At 71.3% G+C, this 16,868-nt stretch carries 15 protein-coding genes; all 15 read left to right on the forward strand.

Translation table 11 applies throughout. The annotated features are described in order from the left end of the window. Positions 1-70: 70 nt before the first annotated feature. Positions 71-1,345, forward strand: a complete 1,275-nt coding sequence (locus J2847_RS07340) for a glutamate-5-semialdehyde dehydrogenase (RefSeq protein WP_209778265.1) — start codon at positions 71-73, stop codon at positions 1,343-1,345. Further along, a complete protein-coding gene (locus tag J2847_RS07345; protein ID WP_209778266.1) occupies positions 1,326-2,036 on the forward strand; it encodes a nicotinate-nucleotide adenylyltransferase in 711 nt (236 codons plus the stop codon). The genes J2847_RS07340 and J2847_RS07345 overlap by 20 nt, the downstream gene beginning before the upstream one ends. Further along, the gene (gene rsfS / locus J2847_RS07350; RefSeq protein ID WP_209778268.1) at positions 2,033-2,488 is read left to right on the forward strand and encodes a ribosome silencing factor; all 456 of its coding nucleotides are present in this window, start codon (positions 2,033-2,035) and stop codon (positions 2,486-2,488) included. The genes J2847_RS07345 and rsfS overlap by 4 nt, the downstream gene beginning before the upstream one ends. A gap of 28 nt (positions 2,489-2,516) precedes the next feature. Beyond that, complete coding sequence (rlmH, locus tag J2847_RS07355) at positions 2,517-2,975, forward strand: 23S rRNA (pseudouridine(1915)-N(3))-methyltransferase RlmH (protein ID WP_209778269.1); 459 nt, start codon at positions 2,517-2,519, stop codon at positions 2,973-2,975. 66 nt (positions 2,976-3,041) lie between these two features. Next, entirely contained in the window at positions 3,042-4,616 is a 1,575-nt protein-coding gene (gpmI, locus tag J2847_RS07360) for a 2,3-bisphosphoglycerate-independent phosphoglycerate mutase (RefSeq protein ID WP_209778271.1), read from the forward strand. Between the two features lie 90 nt (positions 4,617-4,706). Next, positions 4,707-6,239, forward strand: coding sequence for a murein hydrolase activator EnvC family protein (locus J2847_RS07365; protein ID WP_325169343.1), 1,533 nt, complete (start codon positions 4,707-4,709; stop codon positions 6,237-6,239). Further along, a complete protein-coding gene (locus J2847_RS07370) occupies positions 6,240-7,658 on the forward strand; it encodes a S41 family peptidase (protein ID WP_209778273.1) in 1,419 nt (472 codons plus the stop codon). 21 nt (positions 7,659-7,679) lie between these two features. Continuing rightward, positions 7,680-8,960 (forward strand): divergent polysaccharide deacetylase family protein, encoded by a 1,281-nt coding sequence (locus J2847_RS07375; RefSeq protein WP_209778275.1) that lies wholly within the window; start codon positions 7,680-7,682, stop codon positions 8,958-8,960. 15 nt (positions 8,961-8,975) lie between these two features. Continuing rightward, positions 8,976-9,488, forward strand: a complete 513-nt coding sequence (locus J2847_RS07380; protein WP_209778277.1) for an RNA pyrophosphohydrolase — start codon at positions 8,976-8,978, stop codon at positions 9,486-9,488. A 173-nt stretch (positions 9,489-9,661) separates the two neighbouring features. Next, the gene (locus J2847_RS07385) at positions 9,662-9,973 is read left to right on the forward strand and encodes an STAS domain-containing protein (protein ID WP_209778279.1); all 312 of its coding nucleotides are present in this window, start codon (positions 9,662-9,664) and stop codon (positions 9,971-9,973) included. After that, positions 9,958-10,335, forward strand: a complete 378-nt coding sequence (locus tag J2847_RS07390; protein WP_085555252.1) for a response regulator — start codon at positions 9,958-9,960, stop codon at positions 10,333-10,335. The genes J2847_RS07385 and J2847_RS07390 overlap by 16 nt, the downstream gene beginning before the upstream one ends. A 46-nt stretch (positions 10,336-10,381) precedes the next feature. After that, positions 10,382-12,679 carry a chemotaxis protein CheA gene (locus J2847_RS07395; protein WP_209778281.1) on the forward strand — a complete coding sequence of 766 codons (2,298 nt, stop codon included), beginning with the start codon at positions 10,382-10,384 and terminating at the stop codon, positions 12,677-12,679. 21 nt (positions 12,680-12,700) lie between these two features. Further along, on the forward strand, positions 12,701-13,234 hold the full coding sequence (locus tag J2847_RS07400; protein ID WP_233474343.1) for a chemotaxis protein CheW: 534 nt from the start codon (positions 12,701-12,703) through the stop codon (positions 13,232-13,234). A 90-nt stretch (positions 13,235-13,324) separates the two neighbouring features. Beyond that, the gene (locus J2847_RS34790; RefSeq protein ID WP_325169344.1) at positions 13,325-15,910 is read left to right on the forward strand and encodes a methyl-accepting chemotaxis protein; all 2,586 of its coding nucleotides are present in this window, start codon (positions 13,325-13,327) and stop codon (positions 15,908-15,910) included. A gap of 30 nt (positions 15,911-15,940) precedes the next feature. Further along, positions 15,941-16,867, forward strand: coding sequence for a CheR family methyltransferase (locus tag J2847_RS07410; RefSeq protein WP_209778284.1), 927 nt, complete (start codon positions 15,941-15,943; stop codon positions 16,865-16,867). Position 16,868 lies beyond the last annotated feature (1 nt).

The following is a 16,868-nucleotide window of genomic DNA, read 5'->3' on the forward strand; positions in this document are numbered from 1 at the left end:
ATCGTCGCAGCCGCTTTCGCGGTCGCGCACTATTCGTTAAGGTCGTCGTCCCTTTCACGGAGAGAGCGCCATGTCCGCCCTGCTCGACACCACCGACGCCCTGCACGATCAGATGCTGTCCCTCGGCAGCAAGGCCCGCGCCGCCGCGGCCGCGCTGGCGACCGTGCCAGGACCGGACAAGGATCGGGCGTTGAGAGCGGCGGCCTCGGCCATCCGCGCCCGGGCATCCGAGATCAAGGCCGCCAACGCCGAGGATCTGGCCAACGCGCGCGACCTGTCCGGCCCCATGCTGGAGCGCCTGACGCTCGACGACAAGCGCATCGAGGCGATGGCCAAGGGGCTGGAGGACATCGCCGACTTCCCCGACCCCATCGGCGGCGTGCTGGCCGACTGGACGCGGCCCAACGGCCTGAACATCCAGCGCGTCCGCGTGCCGCTGGGCGTCGTCGGCATCATCTACGAGAGCCGGCCCAACGTGACCGCCGACGCCGGCGGCATCTGCCTGAAGTCGGGCAACGCCGCCATCCTGCGCGGCGGCTCGGAAAGCGTGCGCTCGTCGCGCGCCATCGCGTCCTGCCTGGCGCAGGGGCTGCGCGAGGCCGGGCTGCCGGAGGCGGCGATCCAGCTCGTCCCCACCACCGACCGCGCGGCGGTCGGCCACATGCTGCGGATGCGCGAGTTCATCGACGTCATCATCCCGCGCGGCGGCAAGTCGCTGATCCAGCGCATCGCCGACGAGAGCCGGGTGCCGGTCATCAAGCATCTCGACGGCAACTGCCACGTCTATGTCGACGCCGCCGCCGACCTGGAGAAGGCGCGCAAGGTGGTGCTGAACGCCAAGATGCGCCGCACCTCGATCTGTGGCGCGGCGGAGACCCTGCTGGTCGACCGCGCCATCGCGGACCGGGCGCTGCCGCTGCTGGTCAAGGATCTGCTGGACGCCGGCTGCGCCGTGCGCGGCGATGCGGCGGCCCAGGCGGCGGACCCGCGCGTGACTCCGGTCGAGGCCGCCGACTGGGACACGGAATACCTCGACGCCATCATCGCCTGCGGCGTGGTGGACGGGGTGGACGGCGCCATCGACCACATCAACCGCCACAGCTCGCACCACACCGAATCGATCCTCACCGAGGATTCGGCGGCGGCCGAGCGCTTCCTGGGCCGGATCGACAGCGGCATCGTGCTGTGGAACGCCTCGACCCAGTTCGCCGACGGCGGCGAGTTCGGCATGGGGGCGGAGATCGGCATCTCCACCGACAAGTTCCACGCCCGCGGGCCCGTGGGGGCGGAGCAGCTGACCAGCTACAAGTATGTCGTGCGCGGCGATGGCCAGACCCGGCCCTAACCCCTCGTCCCCCTCCTCCACCCGTGATGAAGCCCTCTCTCCCCGGGGGGGAGAGGGTAAAGTCCCGAAAGGGGGACGGTCAGGCCCCCGCCTCCGTTCCGGCCCGCTCTACGCCGGGCTGACGGTCGGACTGCTCGGCGGCTCGTTCAACCCGGCGCACGCCGGGCACCGGCACATCTCGCTCTACGCCCTCAAGGCGCTCGGGCTCGACCGGGTGTGGTGGCTGGTCAGCCCGCAGAACCCGCTGAAATCCACGTGCGGCATGGCCTCCCTGCCCGAGCGGCTGGCCGAGGCGCGCCGCGTCGCGGCCCATCCGCGCATCGAGGTCACGGGGATCGAGACCGATCTCGGCACCCGCTACACCGTCGACACGCTGGCGGCGCTGACCCGGCACTTTCCGAAAACCCGCTTCGTCTGGCTGATGGGGGCGGACAATTTGCGGCAAATCCCCCGCTGGAGGCACTGGACGCGAATCTTCGAGTCGGTGCCGGTTGCGGTTTTCGCCCGCCCGACCTATTCTTTGAATGCGTTGGGCGGCCAGGCCGCCCGGCGTTACATCCGTCGGCGGGTGTCCATGCATGGGGCCAAGGGGCTGGCGCGCCACGAGCGGCCGGCCTGGATGTTCTTCCGGAACCCCCTGCACACGGCCTCGGCGACGGCGATCCGGCAGGCACGCGCCGCCGGACCGTGACACCGTTGCAAGAGGTTGGAACCATCACCACGCACACCGAAACGGCCGCGACCGCTCCGCGGCCCGCCGCCGTTCTCCAGATCCTCGAACCGCAGGACCTGAAGGCGCTCATCGAGACGTCCCTGGACGACGACCAGGCGGACAACGTCACCGTCATCGACCTTGCCGGCAAGACCACCTTCGCGGACTACATGATCGTCGCGTCCGGCCGCAACACGCGGCACATCGGCGCCATGGCCATGAAGCTGTCGGAGAAGCTCAAGCAGGCCGGCCTCGGCCGGGTCGAGATGGAGGGGCTCGAACAGGCCGACTGGGTCCTGGTCGACGCCGGCGACGTCATCGTCCACCTGTTCAAGCCCGAGGTCCGGACCTTCTACAACATCGAGAAGATGTGGGGTCTGGAGCTGCCGGCGGATCAGGCGGCGTCCGACGCGGCCCGGCTGACGGCCTGACGCGAAACCGGGCGGAGGGCCGCGTTCCATGCGTGTGTGGCTCGCCGCCGTCGGGCGGTCGCGGGGTGGACCGACGCGCGACCTGTTCGACGAGTATGTCGGGCGGCTGACATGGCCGTTCACCCTGAAGGAGGTCGAGGTGAAGAAGCGCCTCTCCTCCGACGAATTGAAGCGGCAGGAGGCCGAGCTTCTGCTCGCCGCCATCCCCGCCGGGGCCATCGTCGTGGCGCTCGACGAGCGCGGCAAGGCCCTGCCCAGCGAAGCCTTCGCCGCCAAGGTCGGCGACTGGCGCGACCGTGGCGCCGGCGACATCGCCTTCCTGATCGGCGGGGCCGACGGGCATGGCGACGCGGTGCGGGCGCGCGCCGATTTCCTGATGGCCTTCGGCCCGATGACCTGGCCGCACATGCTGGTGCGCGGAATGCTGGCCGAACAGCTCTATCGGGCGCAGCAAATCCTGGCCGGACACCCATATCACAGAGCCTGACCCCGAAAACGGCGCCGCCAACGACGCGCCGGACCCGAACCACCGTCCGTGAGAGGTAGACCCGCGATGACCGAGACCAGCCGCCCCTCGACCCCGCCCAAGCCCGTCGTCCTCTGCATCCTGGACGGCTGGGGCTACCGCGAGGAACGGGACGACAACGCCATCGCGCAGGGCCAGACCCCCAACTGGGACCGGCTGTGGACCGGCGAGCCGACCGCCTTCCTCGACGCCAGCGAGGAGGAGGTCGGGCTGCCCAAGGGCCAGATGGGCAACTCCGAGGTCGGCCACATGAACATCGGCGCCGGCCGCGTCGTCATGCAGGATCTGGTGATGATCGACCACGCCATCCTGAACGGCGACCTGGAGCGCAACCAGGCGCTCTACGATCTGGTCAAGACCTTGCAGAAGACCGGCGGGCGCTGCCACCTGATGGGGCTGCTGTCGCCGGGCGGCGTGCACTCGCACCAGGAGCACATGGCGGCGCTGGCCGCCATCCTGGCGCGCGAGGGCGTGCCGGTCGCCATCCACGCCTTCACCGACGGCCGCGACGTGCCGCCGCAGAGCGCCAAGGAGCAGGTCGCCGAATTCCTCGCCGACGTGTTCGAGCTGCCCGGCGTCGAGGTGGCGACGGTGATCGGCCGCTACTACGCGATGGACCGCGACAAGCGCTGGGACCGCGTCGGCAAGGCCTACGCCGCGATGACCCACGGGCAGGGCGAGCGCGCCGACGACGCCATCCAGGCGATCGAACAGAGCTACGCCGCCGAGATGTACGACGAGTTCATCCTGCCGACGGTGGTCGGCGGCTATGACGGCATGAAGGACGGCGACGCCATCCTGATGGCGAACTTCCGCGCCGACCGCGCGCGCGAGATCCTCGCCGCCTACGTCGAGCCGGGCTTCGACGGCTTCGAGCGCGGCGCGCTGCCGACGCTGTCGGCCGTGACCGGCATGGTCGAGTATTCGTCGTCGCTCGCCAAGCTGATGACCACCATCTTCCCGCCGAAATCCCTGACCAAGGTTCTGGGCGAGGTGGTCAGCGAGGCCGGCATGACCCAGCTGCGCATCGCCGAGACCGAGAAGTACCCGCACGTCACCTTCTTCTTCAACGGCGGCGAGGAGCGGGTCTATCCCGGCGAGGACCGCATCCTGGTGCAGTCGCCGAAGGTCGCGACCTACGACCTCCAGCCGGAGATGTCGGCGGCCGAGGTGACGGACAAGCTGGTCGCGGCGGTCGATTCGGGCAAGTACGACCTGATCGTGGTCAACTACGCCAACCCCGACATGGTCGGCCATTCCGGCATACTGGCGGCGGCGATCAAGGCGGTGGAGGCGGTCGACGCCAGCCTCGGCCGGCTGGAGGCGGCGGTGCGCCGCGCCGGCGGCACCATGCTGGTGACGGCCGACCACGGCAACTGCGAGCTGATGAAGGACCCGGAGAACGGCGGCCCGCACACCGCCCACACGCTGGACAAGGTGCCGCTGGTGCTGGTCAACGGCCCGGCCGGCGCCCGCATCGGCAGCGGCCGTCTGGCCGACATCGCCCCGACCCTGCTCGACCTGCTGGGCCTGCCCCAGCCGGCGGAGATGACCGGCCGCAACCTGCTGACCCGCGACGCCGCCCGCGCGGCGGCGGAGTAGGGGATGGCCTTGCCCCCTCACCACCCGCCCGTGTCTCCCTCTCCCCCCCGGGGAGAGGGCCGGGGTGAGGGGGCTCCGTCTGCCGGACGCGTGTCGCCGCATTTCCCCCTCACCCCACCCCTCTCCCCGCCTTTCGGCGCAGCTTCGCTTCGCCTGTCGGCGGCGCAAGCTGCGCTTGCGCCGGGGGGGAGAGGGGGCTGGACCGGGGGGGCGTGGATTCTTGCCGGAGCGCTCCTCCTCGCCCACCCCGCCCACGCCCAGACCGAATCGCCGAACCAGGCCCTCAAGCGCGTCGAGCAGGAACTTCAGGCCGACAAGCAGCGCCAGCAGCAGCTCGAACGCAAATCGCAGGCCCAGCAGAAGGAGCTGGACGAGCTGCGCGCCCAGCTGATCGGCCTCGCCGACCAGTCGCGCGCCCAGGAGCGCGACCTCGACGCGCTCGAGGAGTCGCTCACCGCCCTGGAGGCCGAGGAGCACGACCGCGCCGGCCGGCTCGACACCGAGCGCCAGCAGATCGCCTCGCTGCTCGGCGCCCTGCAACGGCTGGCCCGCGTGCCGCCGGAGGCGGTGCTCGCCCGCCCGGACGGGCCGGTGGACACGCTGCGCTCCGCCCTGCTGCTGCGCGACACCGTGCCGGCCCTGCGCGCCCGCGCCGACGCGCTGGCCGCCGCGCTGACCGCCCTGTCCGACACCCGCGAAAAGCTGGTCGCCCAGCGCGCCAAGGCGCTGTCCACCCGCGTGGCGCTGGCGGCGAAGCAGGGCGAGATGGCCCGGCTCGTCGCCCGCCGCGAGGAGCTGTCGCGCCAGACCGAGGAGGAACGCGTCCAGGTCGCCCAGCGCATGGGCGCGCTCGCCGGTCAGGCCACCGACTTGCGTCAACTGATGGAGCGGCTGGAGGCCGAGCGCCGCGCCGCCGCCGAGGCCGCCGCCAAGCGCGAGGCGGAACGCCGCGAGGCCGAGCGCCGGGAAGCCGAACGCCGCCTCGCCGAACAGCGCGAGGCCGAGCGCAAGCTCGCCGCCCGCAAGGAGGCGGAGCGCAAGGAAGCCGAGCGCAAGCTGGCCGAGATCCGCGCCGCCGAGCAGAAGGCCGCCGCCCTCCAGGCGGCGGAGGACCAGCGCGCCAGGGAGGCGGCGGCGAAGGAGGCCGCCCGCGAGGCCGCCGAGAAGGCGCTGGCCGCCCGCCGCTCGGCACCCGCTCCGGATGCCGCCGGCCGCGCCGACGGCCTGCCCGCCGTCGCCGGCCTGACGCTGCCGGCCGGCGGGCGGCTGACCACGCGCTACGGCGAGACCGACCGTTTCGGCGCCACCAGCCGCGGCCTGACGGTGCAGACCCGCGCCGGAGCGACCGTCGTCGCGCCACAAAGCGGATCGATCATGTTCGCCGGCCCGTTCAAAGGCTATGGCCTTATCTTGATCGTGGAACACGGCAATGGATATCATAGTTTGATTGCGGGTTTGGGCCGGATCGACACGGCCGTCGGCAAGCGGGTGGCGTCCGGGGAACCGGTCGCCGTCATGCCGGCGGACGGCAGTCCGGATCTCTATTTCGAGCTGCGACGAAACGGTCAGCCGATCAATCCGCAGCGCGGGTTCGGCGCCCCGGAGGGGAAAGGACAAGGGTAGATGAGAATGATCAAGCGTGCCGCCACGGCGGCAGCCCTGGTGTTTCTGGGTGCCGGCGTCGCCACCGTCACCGCGCAGTCCAGCAACTCGTCGGAGACCTACCGGCAGCTGAACCTGTTCGGCGACGTCTTCGAGCGCGTCCGCGCCGAGTATGTCGAGCAGGTCACCGACGAGCAGCTGATCGAATCGGCGATCAACGGCATGCTGACCTCGCTGGACCCGCATTCCAGCTACCTGAACAAGAAGAGCTTCCAGGACATGCAGGTGCAGACCCGCGGCGAGTTCGGCGGGCTCGGCATCGAGGTCACGATGGAGAACGGCCTCGTCAAGGTCGTCTCGCCGATCGACGACACGCCGGCCTTCCGCGCCGGGCTGCAACCGGGCGACTTCATCGTCCAGCTCAACGGCGAGGCGGTCATGGGCCTCAGCCTGAACGACGCCGTCGAGAAGATGCGCGGGCCCGTCGGCAGCGAGCTGAAGGTGACGATCCGCCGCGGCGACGCCGGCGAGCCGTTCGAGGTCTCGCTGACCCGCGCCGTCATCAAGGTGCAGTCGGTCCGCTACCGCACCGAGGGCGACATCGGCTACATCCGCATCACCAGCTTCAACGAGCAGACCCAGAGCGGGCTGGAGAAGGCGATCGCCTCGCTCCAGCAGCAGGTCGGCGACAAGCTGAAGGGCTACGTGCTCGACCTGCGCAACAACCCGGGCGGCCTGCTCGACCAGGCGGTGTCGGTGTCCGACACCTTCCTCGACAAGGGCGAGATCGTCTCGACGCGCGGCCGCAAGTCGGAGGAGGGCACCCGCTTCAACGCCAAGCCGGGCGACCTCGCCAAGGGGCTGCCGGTGGTGATCCTGATCAACGGCGGTTCGGCCTCGGCGTCGGAGATCGTCGCGGGCGCGCTCCAGGACCACAAGCGCGCCATCGTCATGGGCACCCAGTCCTTCGGCAAGGGGTCGGTGCAGACCATCATCCCGCTGCCCGGCCACGGCGCCATGCGGCTGACCACGGCGCGCTACTACACGCCGTCGGGCCGCTCGATCCAGCAGCTCGGCATCACCCCGGACATCGAGGTGCACGTCGCCAAGCTGGAGGATCTGGAGGCCAACGCCGCCGCCCGCCGCCGCGAATCCGACCTGAAGGGGGCCCTGCGCAACACCGACCCGGCCAACCAGAACCGCGCGCCCAGCCCGGCGACCACCAAGCCGCCGGCCGGCGCCCCCGGCGCCAGCAACACGACGCCCCCGGCGGCGCCGGGTGCCACGCCCGCCGCCCCGCCGGCGGCGGCGCCGGCCGATCCCGACGCCCCGGTTCCGGCGGCGGCGAACGGCCAGCCGCCCTTCGACTTCCAGCTCGCCCGCGCGCTGGATCTGCTGCGCGGCGTCGCGTTGTTCCAGTCGCGCGCCGCGGCGCGCTGACCGGATCGGGAGTATCCTGCCGTGAAGGCCCCTGCGCTGCTCGGTCGTCTGAAGTTCGACTTGCGGGGCCGTCCCGGCTGGCTCGCCCGGCTCAAGCGGCGGCGCAACCCGCACGCCGACCTGGGCGACGACAGCCCAAGGAAGCCCTCGGGGAAGCCGCTGTCCAGGGCCCTGCTCGGGGCCGTGGCGGCGGTCGCCGCCGGACTCGGCGCGGTTGCCGGCTGGCTGGCGCTGAACGGCGCCGAGACCACCGCCGCCTGGGAGGCCGCCATCCCCAAGGCGACGGTGGCGGTGGTGACTCCCAAGCCCCCGGCCGCTCCCCAGCCGCCGGCCGCCCAGGCTCCCGCCGCCCAGACTCTCCCTGCCCAGACTCTCCCTGCCCAGACTGCCGCGCCACCGGCGGCCCCGGCTCCCCCCGCCGCCAGCCCGCCGCCCGCCGCCCCGCCCTCCACCGCCCCGGCGCCGCTCGCCCTGCCCGGTGCGGCCGCCCCCGCCGCCACTCTGGTGCCGGCCCCGGTGCCGGGCCTGGTCGAGGACAGCCGCAACGGCCCACTGCCGAGGATCGCCGAGGACGGGCGCAAGCCCTGGCAGGTCTACGCCCGCCCCTTCCCGGCCGGCGACAAGCGCCCGCGCATCGCCATCGTCATGGCCGACATGGGCATCAGCGGCGTCACCACCGGCAACGCCCTGGCGAAGCTGCCGCCCGGCGTGACGCTGGCCTTCGTGCCCTACGCCGAGCGGCTCGACAACTGGGTCGAGCGGGCGCGGACCAAGGGGCACGAGGTCATGCTCGCGGTCCCGATGGAGCCGCAGAACTACCCGCGCGACGACCCCGGCCCCAACGCGCTGCTCAGCATGCTGGCCCCCGAGCGCAACATCGAGCGGCTGGAATGGTCGCTCGGCAAGGCGGTCGGCTATGTCGGCATCACCAGCACGACGGGCAGCAAGTTCACCGCCAACCAGGCCGCCGTCCAGCCGGTGATCGACGCGCTGAAGGCGCGCGGCCTGCTGTTCCTCGACGCCCGCGCCAACCCGCGCAGCATCGCCGGCCCGCTCGCCACCTTGTCCGGGGTGCCGCGCGCGCTGGCCGACCGCACCATCGACCGCGACCTGTCGCGCGGCGCCATCGACGACCAGCTCCGCGAGCTGGAGGGGATCGCCAAGGCCAACGGAGCGGCGGTCGGCATGGCCTCCCCCTACCCGACGACCATCGAGCGGATCGCGCTGTGGATGACGGCGCTGGCCGACCGCGGCTTCGTCCTGGCGCCGGTCTCGGCGGTGGTCGACATCCAGAAGCAATAAGAAGACGATGGCCCCATGAAGACCCCCGCCGACAAAACGCCGATCGACCGCGCCGCCCTGCCCTACCGTCCCTGCGTCGGGATCATGCTGCTGAACGACCGGGGCGAGGTGTTCGTCGCCCGCCGCAGCGGGTCGGAGGCCGACTGGCAGATGCCCCAGGGCGGCATCGACAAGGGCGAGGACGCCCGCACCGCCGCCTTCCGCGAGCTGGAGGAGGAGATCGGCACCGCCAAGGCCGAGTTCCTCGCCATGACCGTGGCGCCGCACCGCTACGACCTGCCCGACGATCTGCTGGGCAAGGTGTGGAAGGGTCGCTGGCGCGGGCAGGAACAGATGTGGATGCTCGCCCGCTTCACCGGCTCGGACAAGGACATCCGGCTCGACACCGCCCACCCGGAGTTCGACGCCTGGAAATGGATCGACGCCGAGGAACTGCCCGGCCTGATCGTCGCCTTCAAGCGGCCGGTCTACGAATCCGTGCTGGCCGAATTCCGTCCCCTGATCGGCGCTCGAACACGCAGCCCCTGACCGGCCGCCAAGCGGGCCGCCGCCTTGTCGCAAAAATGATTGCGGTCAACCCGGAGTTCCAAGACCCTTCTCCGTGTGGCAGGTTCCGGACTTAACGAATCCTTGAGGCTGCTCTGGCACCGTCCGGTCTGGTGCGGAGCGGGACCGGGTGTCCGGACGAGCGGAGAAGTGGTGTGACCCTGATCAAGTGGAGCGAGGAGGGCGGACGGGTTCGCCTGGGGCTGCCCAGCGACCTCGACCTGCCGATGGCGCAGCCGCTGCTGGACAGCCTGCGCGCCGGCTTCGCGGCATCGGCCGACGTCACCGTCCAGGCCGACGCGGTGGAGCGGGTCAGCGCCGCCTGCATCCAGGCCCTGGTCGTCGCCTCGCGCGACGCGGCGGAGCGCGGCACCGCCTTCGCGGTCGCCGGCCCGTCGGAGGTCCTGACCGACGCCTGCGAGGATCTGGGCCTTGCGGCGTGGCTGAAGCAATGGAGCGCAGCGTGAAGAAGAAGGTTTTGACCGTCGATGACTCCCGCACCATGCGCGACATGGTGACCTTCACGCTGAAGGGCGCCGGTTACGACGTGGTGGAGGCGGCGGACGGCCAGCAGGCCATGACCGCGATGGCGGCCGGCAAGGTCGATCTGGTCATCACCGACCTGAACATGCCGGTGATGGACGGGCTGACCCTGATCCGCAAGCTGCGCGCCATCCCGGCCCACCGCACGCTGCCGATCCTGATGCTGACCACCGAGGCCGACGAGAAGAAGAAGGCGGAGGGCCGCGCCGCCGGGGCGACCGGCTGGATCGTCAAGCCCTTCAACCCCGACAAGCTGGTGTCGGTGGTGCAGAAGGTGTGCGGCTGACAAGACGGCTCCATTGGGGCCTGCCGGGGTATAGAGGGACACGTCCATGGACGATCTGAGCCGCTTCAAGCAGACCTATTTCGACGAGAGCGCCGAACTGCTGGCCGTCGCCGAGGCCGGGCTGTTGCGCCTCGCCCCCGGCGACGTCGACATGGACGAGGTCAACGCGATCTTCCGCGCCGTCCATTCGATCAAGGGCGGCGGCGGCGCCTTCGGCTTCAACGAGCTGGTCGCCTTCGCCCACGAGTTCGAGACGGTGATGGACGGGGTGCGCAACGCCACCATCCCGGTCACCACCGCGCTGGTCGACACGCTGATCCGCGCCAACGACGTGCTGGCCCAGATGCTGGCCTACGCCGGCGAGGGCACCGACGCCCCGCCCGGCACCACCGACGGCACCGTCGCGGCGCTGCGCCGCCATCTGGACGCCGCCGCGCACGCGCCGGAGGAGGCCGTCCACACACCGGCCCCCGCCCCCGCGTCCGCCATCCCCCCCGCCTTCCCGGACGACGAGGACGACGAGGCCGGCATCTTCGGCGACGCGCTGGCCGCCATCGCCGCCGCCCGCGACGAGGGGGCGCCGGCGGCCGGGCCGGTCCCGCCGGGCAAGATCCGCTGGACCGTCGTCTTCCGCCCGAAGGCCGAGCTTCTGCTGTCGGGCAACGAGCCGACCTTCATGCTGCGCGCCCTGCGCCGGCTGGGCGAGGCGGAGATCGCCTGCCACCTCGACCGGCTGCCCGCGCTGCGCGACCTCGACGCCGAGCTGCTGCACCTGCACTGGACGGTGACGCTGATCGCCGACCCGGAGGTCGGGCGCGAGCGCATCGACGACGTCTTCGAGTTCGTCGCCGACGACTGCGACATCCGGATCACCGCCGAGGCGCCGCTGCCGGCGGTGATCGAGACCGCCGCCCCGCCTGCGGCCGAAACCGCCCCGGCGCTTCCCGCCCTCACCCAACCGGCCCCGGCCGCGGCTCCCGCCGAAGCGGCCGCCCAGCCGCCCGCCGCCAAGCCCGCCGAACCGGCCAAGCCGCGCGCCGCCGGAAACGGCAGCGGCGGCGAGCACGCCGGCCTGACCAGCCACACCATCCGCGTCGATCTCGACAAGATCGACCGGCTGGTCAACATGGTCGGCGAAATGGTCATCACCCAGGCGATGGTCGCCGAGCATGTCCGCGACCTGCCGCCCGGCCAGTTCCAGGAGCTGCTGGAGGGGCTGGAGCAGCTCGCCCAGCACACCCGCGAGCTGCGCGAGAACGTCATGTCGATCCGCGCCCAGCCGGTGTCGAGCGTCTTCTCGCGCATGCCGCGCCTGGTCCGCGAATGCGCCGGCCTGACCGGCAAGGAGGTGGCGCTCGTCACCTCCGGCGAGAACACCGAGGTCGACAAGACGGTCGTCGAGAATCTCGTCGATCCGCTGACCCACATGATCCGCAACTCGATCGACCATGGGCTGGAGAGCCCGGACGAGCGCGAGCGCGTCGGCAAGCCGCGCACCGGCACCGTGCACCTGTCGGCGCAGCACCGCTCCGGCCGCATCGTCATCGAGATCACCGACGACGGGCGCGGCATCAACCGCGCCAAGGTGCTGTCCAAGGCGATCGAGAAGGGTCTGGTCGCCCCCGGCGCCGCCCTGTCCGACGAGGAGGTCGACAACCTGATCTTCCTGCCCGGCTTCTCCACCGCCGACCAGGTGTCGAACCTGTCGGGGCGCGGCGTCGGCATGGACGTGGTGCGGCGGAACATCAGCTCGCTCGGCGGGCGCATCGGCGTCTACTCGACGCCGGGCGAGGGCTCGCGCTTCACCCTGTCGCTGCCGCTGACGCTGGCGGTGCTCGACGGCATGGTCATCTCGGTCGGCGAGGAGCGCTTCGTCCTGCCGCTGACCAACATCGTCGAGAGCCTGCGGCCCAAGCCGGAGGATCTGCACGGGCTGGTCAACAAGTGCGACGTCATGATGGCGCGCGGCGAGTATGTCCGGCTGGTCCACCTGCACCGGCTGTTCGGCATCCCCAAGGCCATCGACGACGCCACCAAGGGGCTGGTCGTGCTGGTGGAGACGGAGGACGGCTCCCGCCTCGGCCTCGTCGTCGACGAGATCCTCGGCCAGCAGCAGGTCGTCATCAAGAGCCTGGAGTCGAACTTCCGCCGTCTGGAGGGGGTCGCCGCCGCGACCATCCTCGGCGACGGGCGGGTCGCCCTGATCCTCGACGTCGCCGGGCTGCGCGAGATGAGCCGCCACGGCGGCGACAACCCCGGCGGCCCGCGTCCGGCCTCCTTCCCCGCAACCCCGTCCCTTCCGGCATCCGCCGGTCACGACACGCGTCAACGCCAAACGGCCTGAGGTCCAGCGATGAGCAGTTCCATGGCACTCGCCACCGTCGGAGGCACCCGCACCGACGCCCTGTCGCTCAACGGGACGGAGGAGCAGTACGTCACCTTCACCGTCGGCAACGAGGAGTACGGCGTCAACATCCTGGCCGTCCGCGAGATCCGCGGCTGGACGCCGGAAAGCCGCCTGCCCAACCTGCCGGACTATGTGCGCGGCGTCATCAACCTGCGCGGCATCATCATCCCGATCTTCGACCTGCGCGCCCGCTTCGGCGGCGGCGGCACCGAGGTGACCAAGCGCCACGTCGTCGTCGTCATGCAGGTCGGCGAGCGCACGCGCGGCATCCTGGTCGACGCCATCTCCGACATCCTGGCGATCGGCCAGGACGCCATCAAGCCGCCCCCCGACGTCGACAGCGGGCTGATCGACGCCGAGTATCTCAGCGGCCTCTACACCGCCGACAACCGCATGGTGACGCTGCTGAACGTCGACAAGCTGTTCGCCAACGAGCATGGCGACCACGAGCCGGCGAACCGCACGGCCGCCGCCATCGACAAGGCGTCCTGACCGCCGGGCCGGCGACGCCCGCCCGGACGGACGCAGAGGACACGGACGTGGAAGACACGGACGCGGAAGACGTTTAGGGGAGGCATCGCCTTGGCCACGAACAGCTCCACGAGCACTTCGACGGGTTCCTTACTGCGCAACCTCGGCATCGCCAAGCGGCTGTGGCTGGTCTTCGGCCTGCTGCTGGTGCTGATCGCCGCCCAGCTCGGCATCGCCATGCTGGGGCTGAACGGCCTGACCCGCCGCATCGACACCGTGCTGTCGGCCGGCGAGCTGGCGGTGTTCGCCAAGGATCTGGAGGTGCGGCTGGCCAACCAGCGCATCCAGGGCCGCGACTACATGACGACCGGCGACGCCGCCTCGCTGAACCGCCAGCGGACGCTGCGCGCCGCCTTCGACAAGGCGATGGCCGACCAGCAGGCGCAGCTCGCCGCCTCCCGCCACGCCGCCGCCTTCGCCGACCTCGCCCGGCTGCACGCCGACTACCACAACGGCTTCGAAGGGGTGCGCGAGCAGCGCGAGCGCTTCGACGCCATCCTGCACAACCGCATGGATCCCCTGGGCGCCCGCGTCACCGCGATGCTGGGCGAGGCCGTCGCCACCGCCAGCGCCAGCGGCGACAAGGACGCCGCGATCAAGGCCGGCGCGATCGAGACGCACTGGATCACCACCCGCTTCGCCGCCAACCGCACGCTGGGGCTGAAGGACAGCGCCGGCGCGGCGCTGGTCGAGAGCCAGGGCGCGGCGATGGCCGACCGCCTCGCCGAACTCCAGGCCGTCTTCCGCGGCAACGCCACCCTGTCCGCCGCGCTGGCCGAGATCGGGGCGCGGGCCGCCGACTACCGGGCCGCCTTCCGCGAGGCGATGACCGCCAACGAGGCGATGGCGCAGCGCCAGGGCGAGGTCGCCAAGGTGGCCACCGCCATCAACACCGCCATCGGGTCCATCGTCGCCGCGATCCGCGACGACCAGAGCGCCATCGAGACGGCGGCCGGGCAGGACGCCGGCTTCGCCATCCGCCTGTCGCTCGGGCTCGGGCTGCTGTCGCTGCTGATCGGGGTGGTCGCCGCCAACCGCATCGCCGTCTCGATCATCGGCCCGGTGTCCGGCATCCGCGCCGTGATGGCCGAGCTGACCGCCGGCAAGCTGGCCGTCACCGTCCCCCACACCGACGCCCGCGACGAGCTGGGCGACATGGCCCGCGCCGTCGACGCCTTCAAGGACGAGGCGGTCGCGGCGGTGCGCTCGCGCATCGCGCTCGACAGCGTGTCGGCCAACATCATGATGGCCGACACCGACGGCCGCATCCTCTACACCAACGGCTCGATCCAGGCGATGTTCGCCAACGCCGAGGCCGACCTGCGCCGGGATCTGCCCGGCTTCGACAGCACGGCGCTGATCGGCCGCAATTTCGACGACTTCCATCGCGACCCCACCCAGCAGCGCCACCTGCTGGCCGGCCTGACCCAGACCCACCGCAGCATCGCCAAGACCGGCGGCCGCACCTTCGAGATCGTCGCCAACCCGGTGGTCAGCCGCCAGGGCGAGCGGCTCGGCACCGTCGTCGAGTGGCGCGACCTGACCGATGAGCTGGCGATCGAGGGCGAGATCGGCGCCATGGTCGAGCAGGCGGTGCGCGGCGACTTCAGCCGGCGCCTCGACCTCGCCGGCAAGACCGGCTTCTTCCGGCTGGTCAGCGAGGGCATCAACCGCCTGTCCGCCAACATCTCCGAGGTGACGGAGGAGCTGGCCTCCACCCTGGCGTCGCTGTCGCGCGGCGACCTGACCCGCCGCATCGACAAGCAGTACGAGGGCGTCTTCCAGCGCCTGAAGGACGACTTCAACAACACGGTGGTCCAGCTTTCCGGGATCGTGACGCGGATCGACGACGCCGCCGCCTCCATCGCCACCGCCAGCCGCGAGGTCGCCACCGGCAGTCTCGACCTGTCGGAACGCACCGAGCAGCAGGCCTCCTCGCTGGAGGAGACCGCCGCCAGCATGGAGCAGCTCTCCGCCACCGTCCGCTCCAACGCCGACAACGCCCAGCGGGTCAACAGCTTCGCCACCGAGGCGCGCGCCGCGGCCTCGCGCGGCGGCGCGGTCGCCGACAGCGCGGTGGAGGCGATGCGGCGGATCGAACAATCCTCGCAGAAGATCGCCGACATCATCGGGGTGATCGACGAGATCGCCTTCCAGACCAACCTCTTGGCGCTGAACGCGGCGGTCGAGGCGGCGCGGGCCGGCGACGCCGGGCGCGGTTTCGCCGTGGTCGCCCAGGAGGTCCGCCAGCTCGCCCAGCGCTCCGCCCAGGCGTCCAAGGAGATCAAGGCGCTGATCCTCGACAGCGGCACCCAGGTGAAGGACGGCGTCGATCTGGTGCGCTCGGCCGGCAAGGCGCTGACCGAGATCGTCACCGGCATCAGCAGCGTCGCCGATCTGGTCGGCGAGATCGCGCGGGCGACCCGCGAGCAGGCGTCCGGCCTGGACGAGGTCAACATCGCCGTCGCCCAGATGGACGAGATGACCCAGAAGAACGCCGCCCTGGTCGAGGAAAGCACCGCCGCCGCCCGCTCCCTGGAGGAGCAGGCCGGCCAGCTCCGCGAACAGATGACCTATTTCACCCTCGACCACGCCACCACCCCGGCCGCCGCCGCCGGCCGCCGCATCCGGGCGTGAGGAACCGCGACACCCGATGGCCGCCCGCACATGACCGCCCGCAACACCGTTTCCCCTTCGCCCGCCAATCCGGCCGTCGCCCCCGACGCCGCGGCGGGGTCCGCTCCGGCCCCGGCCGGCGCCCGCGAATTCCGGTTCGAACGGCATCATTTCGATCGGATCGCCCAGCTCCTGCACCAGCTTGCCGGCATCGCGCTGGCCTCGCACAAGATCGAGATGGTCTACGCCCGGCTGGCGCGGCGTCTGCGCGACCTGCGGCTGCCCGACTTCGACGCCTACTGCGCCCTGCTCGACAGCGAGGAGGGCGCCAGCGAGATCGGCTTCCTGGTCAACGCGCTGACCACCAACCTGACCAGCTTCTACCGCGAAGCCCATCATTTCCAGTTCCTGGAGCAGGTCGTCCTGCCGGAAATCCGCGCCCACAACACCGGCGTGCCGAAGCCGCGCCTGCGGATCTGGTCGGCCGGCTGCTCGTCGGGGCCGGAGCCCTACAGCATCGCCATGGTTCTGGCCTCCACCCTGGGGGCCGACCTGCGGCGCTGGGACGCGCGCATCCTGGCGACCGACATCGACACCCACATGGTCGAGACGGCCAAGCGCGGCGTCTACGCGCTCGACGGCGTGTCCGGCATCCCGCCCGCCATCCGCGCCCGCTACACCGAGCCGGCCACGCTGAACGGCGAGCCGGCCGTCGCCATGAGCGGGGAACTGAAGCGCCTCATCACCGTCAAGCCGCTGAACCTGCTGGAACGCTGGCCGATGTCCGGGCCGTTCGACGCGATCTTTTGCCGCAACGTCCTGATCTACTTCGACCGCCAGGGCCGCACGCAGGTGATAGAAAGCTTCTCCCGCATGCTCGGCAGCGGCGGCTACCTGTTTCTCGGGCATTCGGAGAGTCTGTATGGCGTGTCGAGCAGCTTCCATCAGGCCGGCCCGACCATCTACCAGAAGGCGTGAG

Origin of the sequence: Azospirillum agricola (assembly GCF_017876095.1) — a bacterium.
GTDB classification, from domain to species: domain Bacteria; phylum Pseudomonadota; class Alphaproteobacteria; order Azospirillales; family Azospirillaceae; genus Azospirillum; species Azospirillum agricola.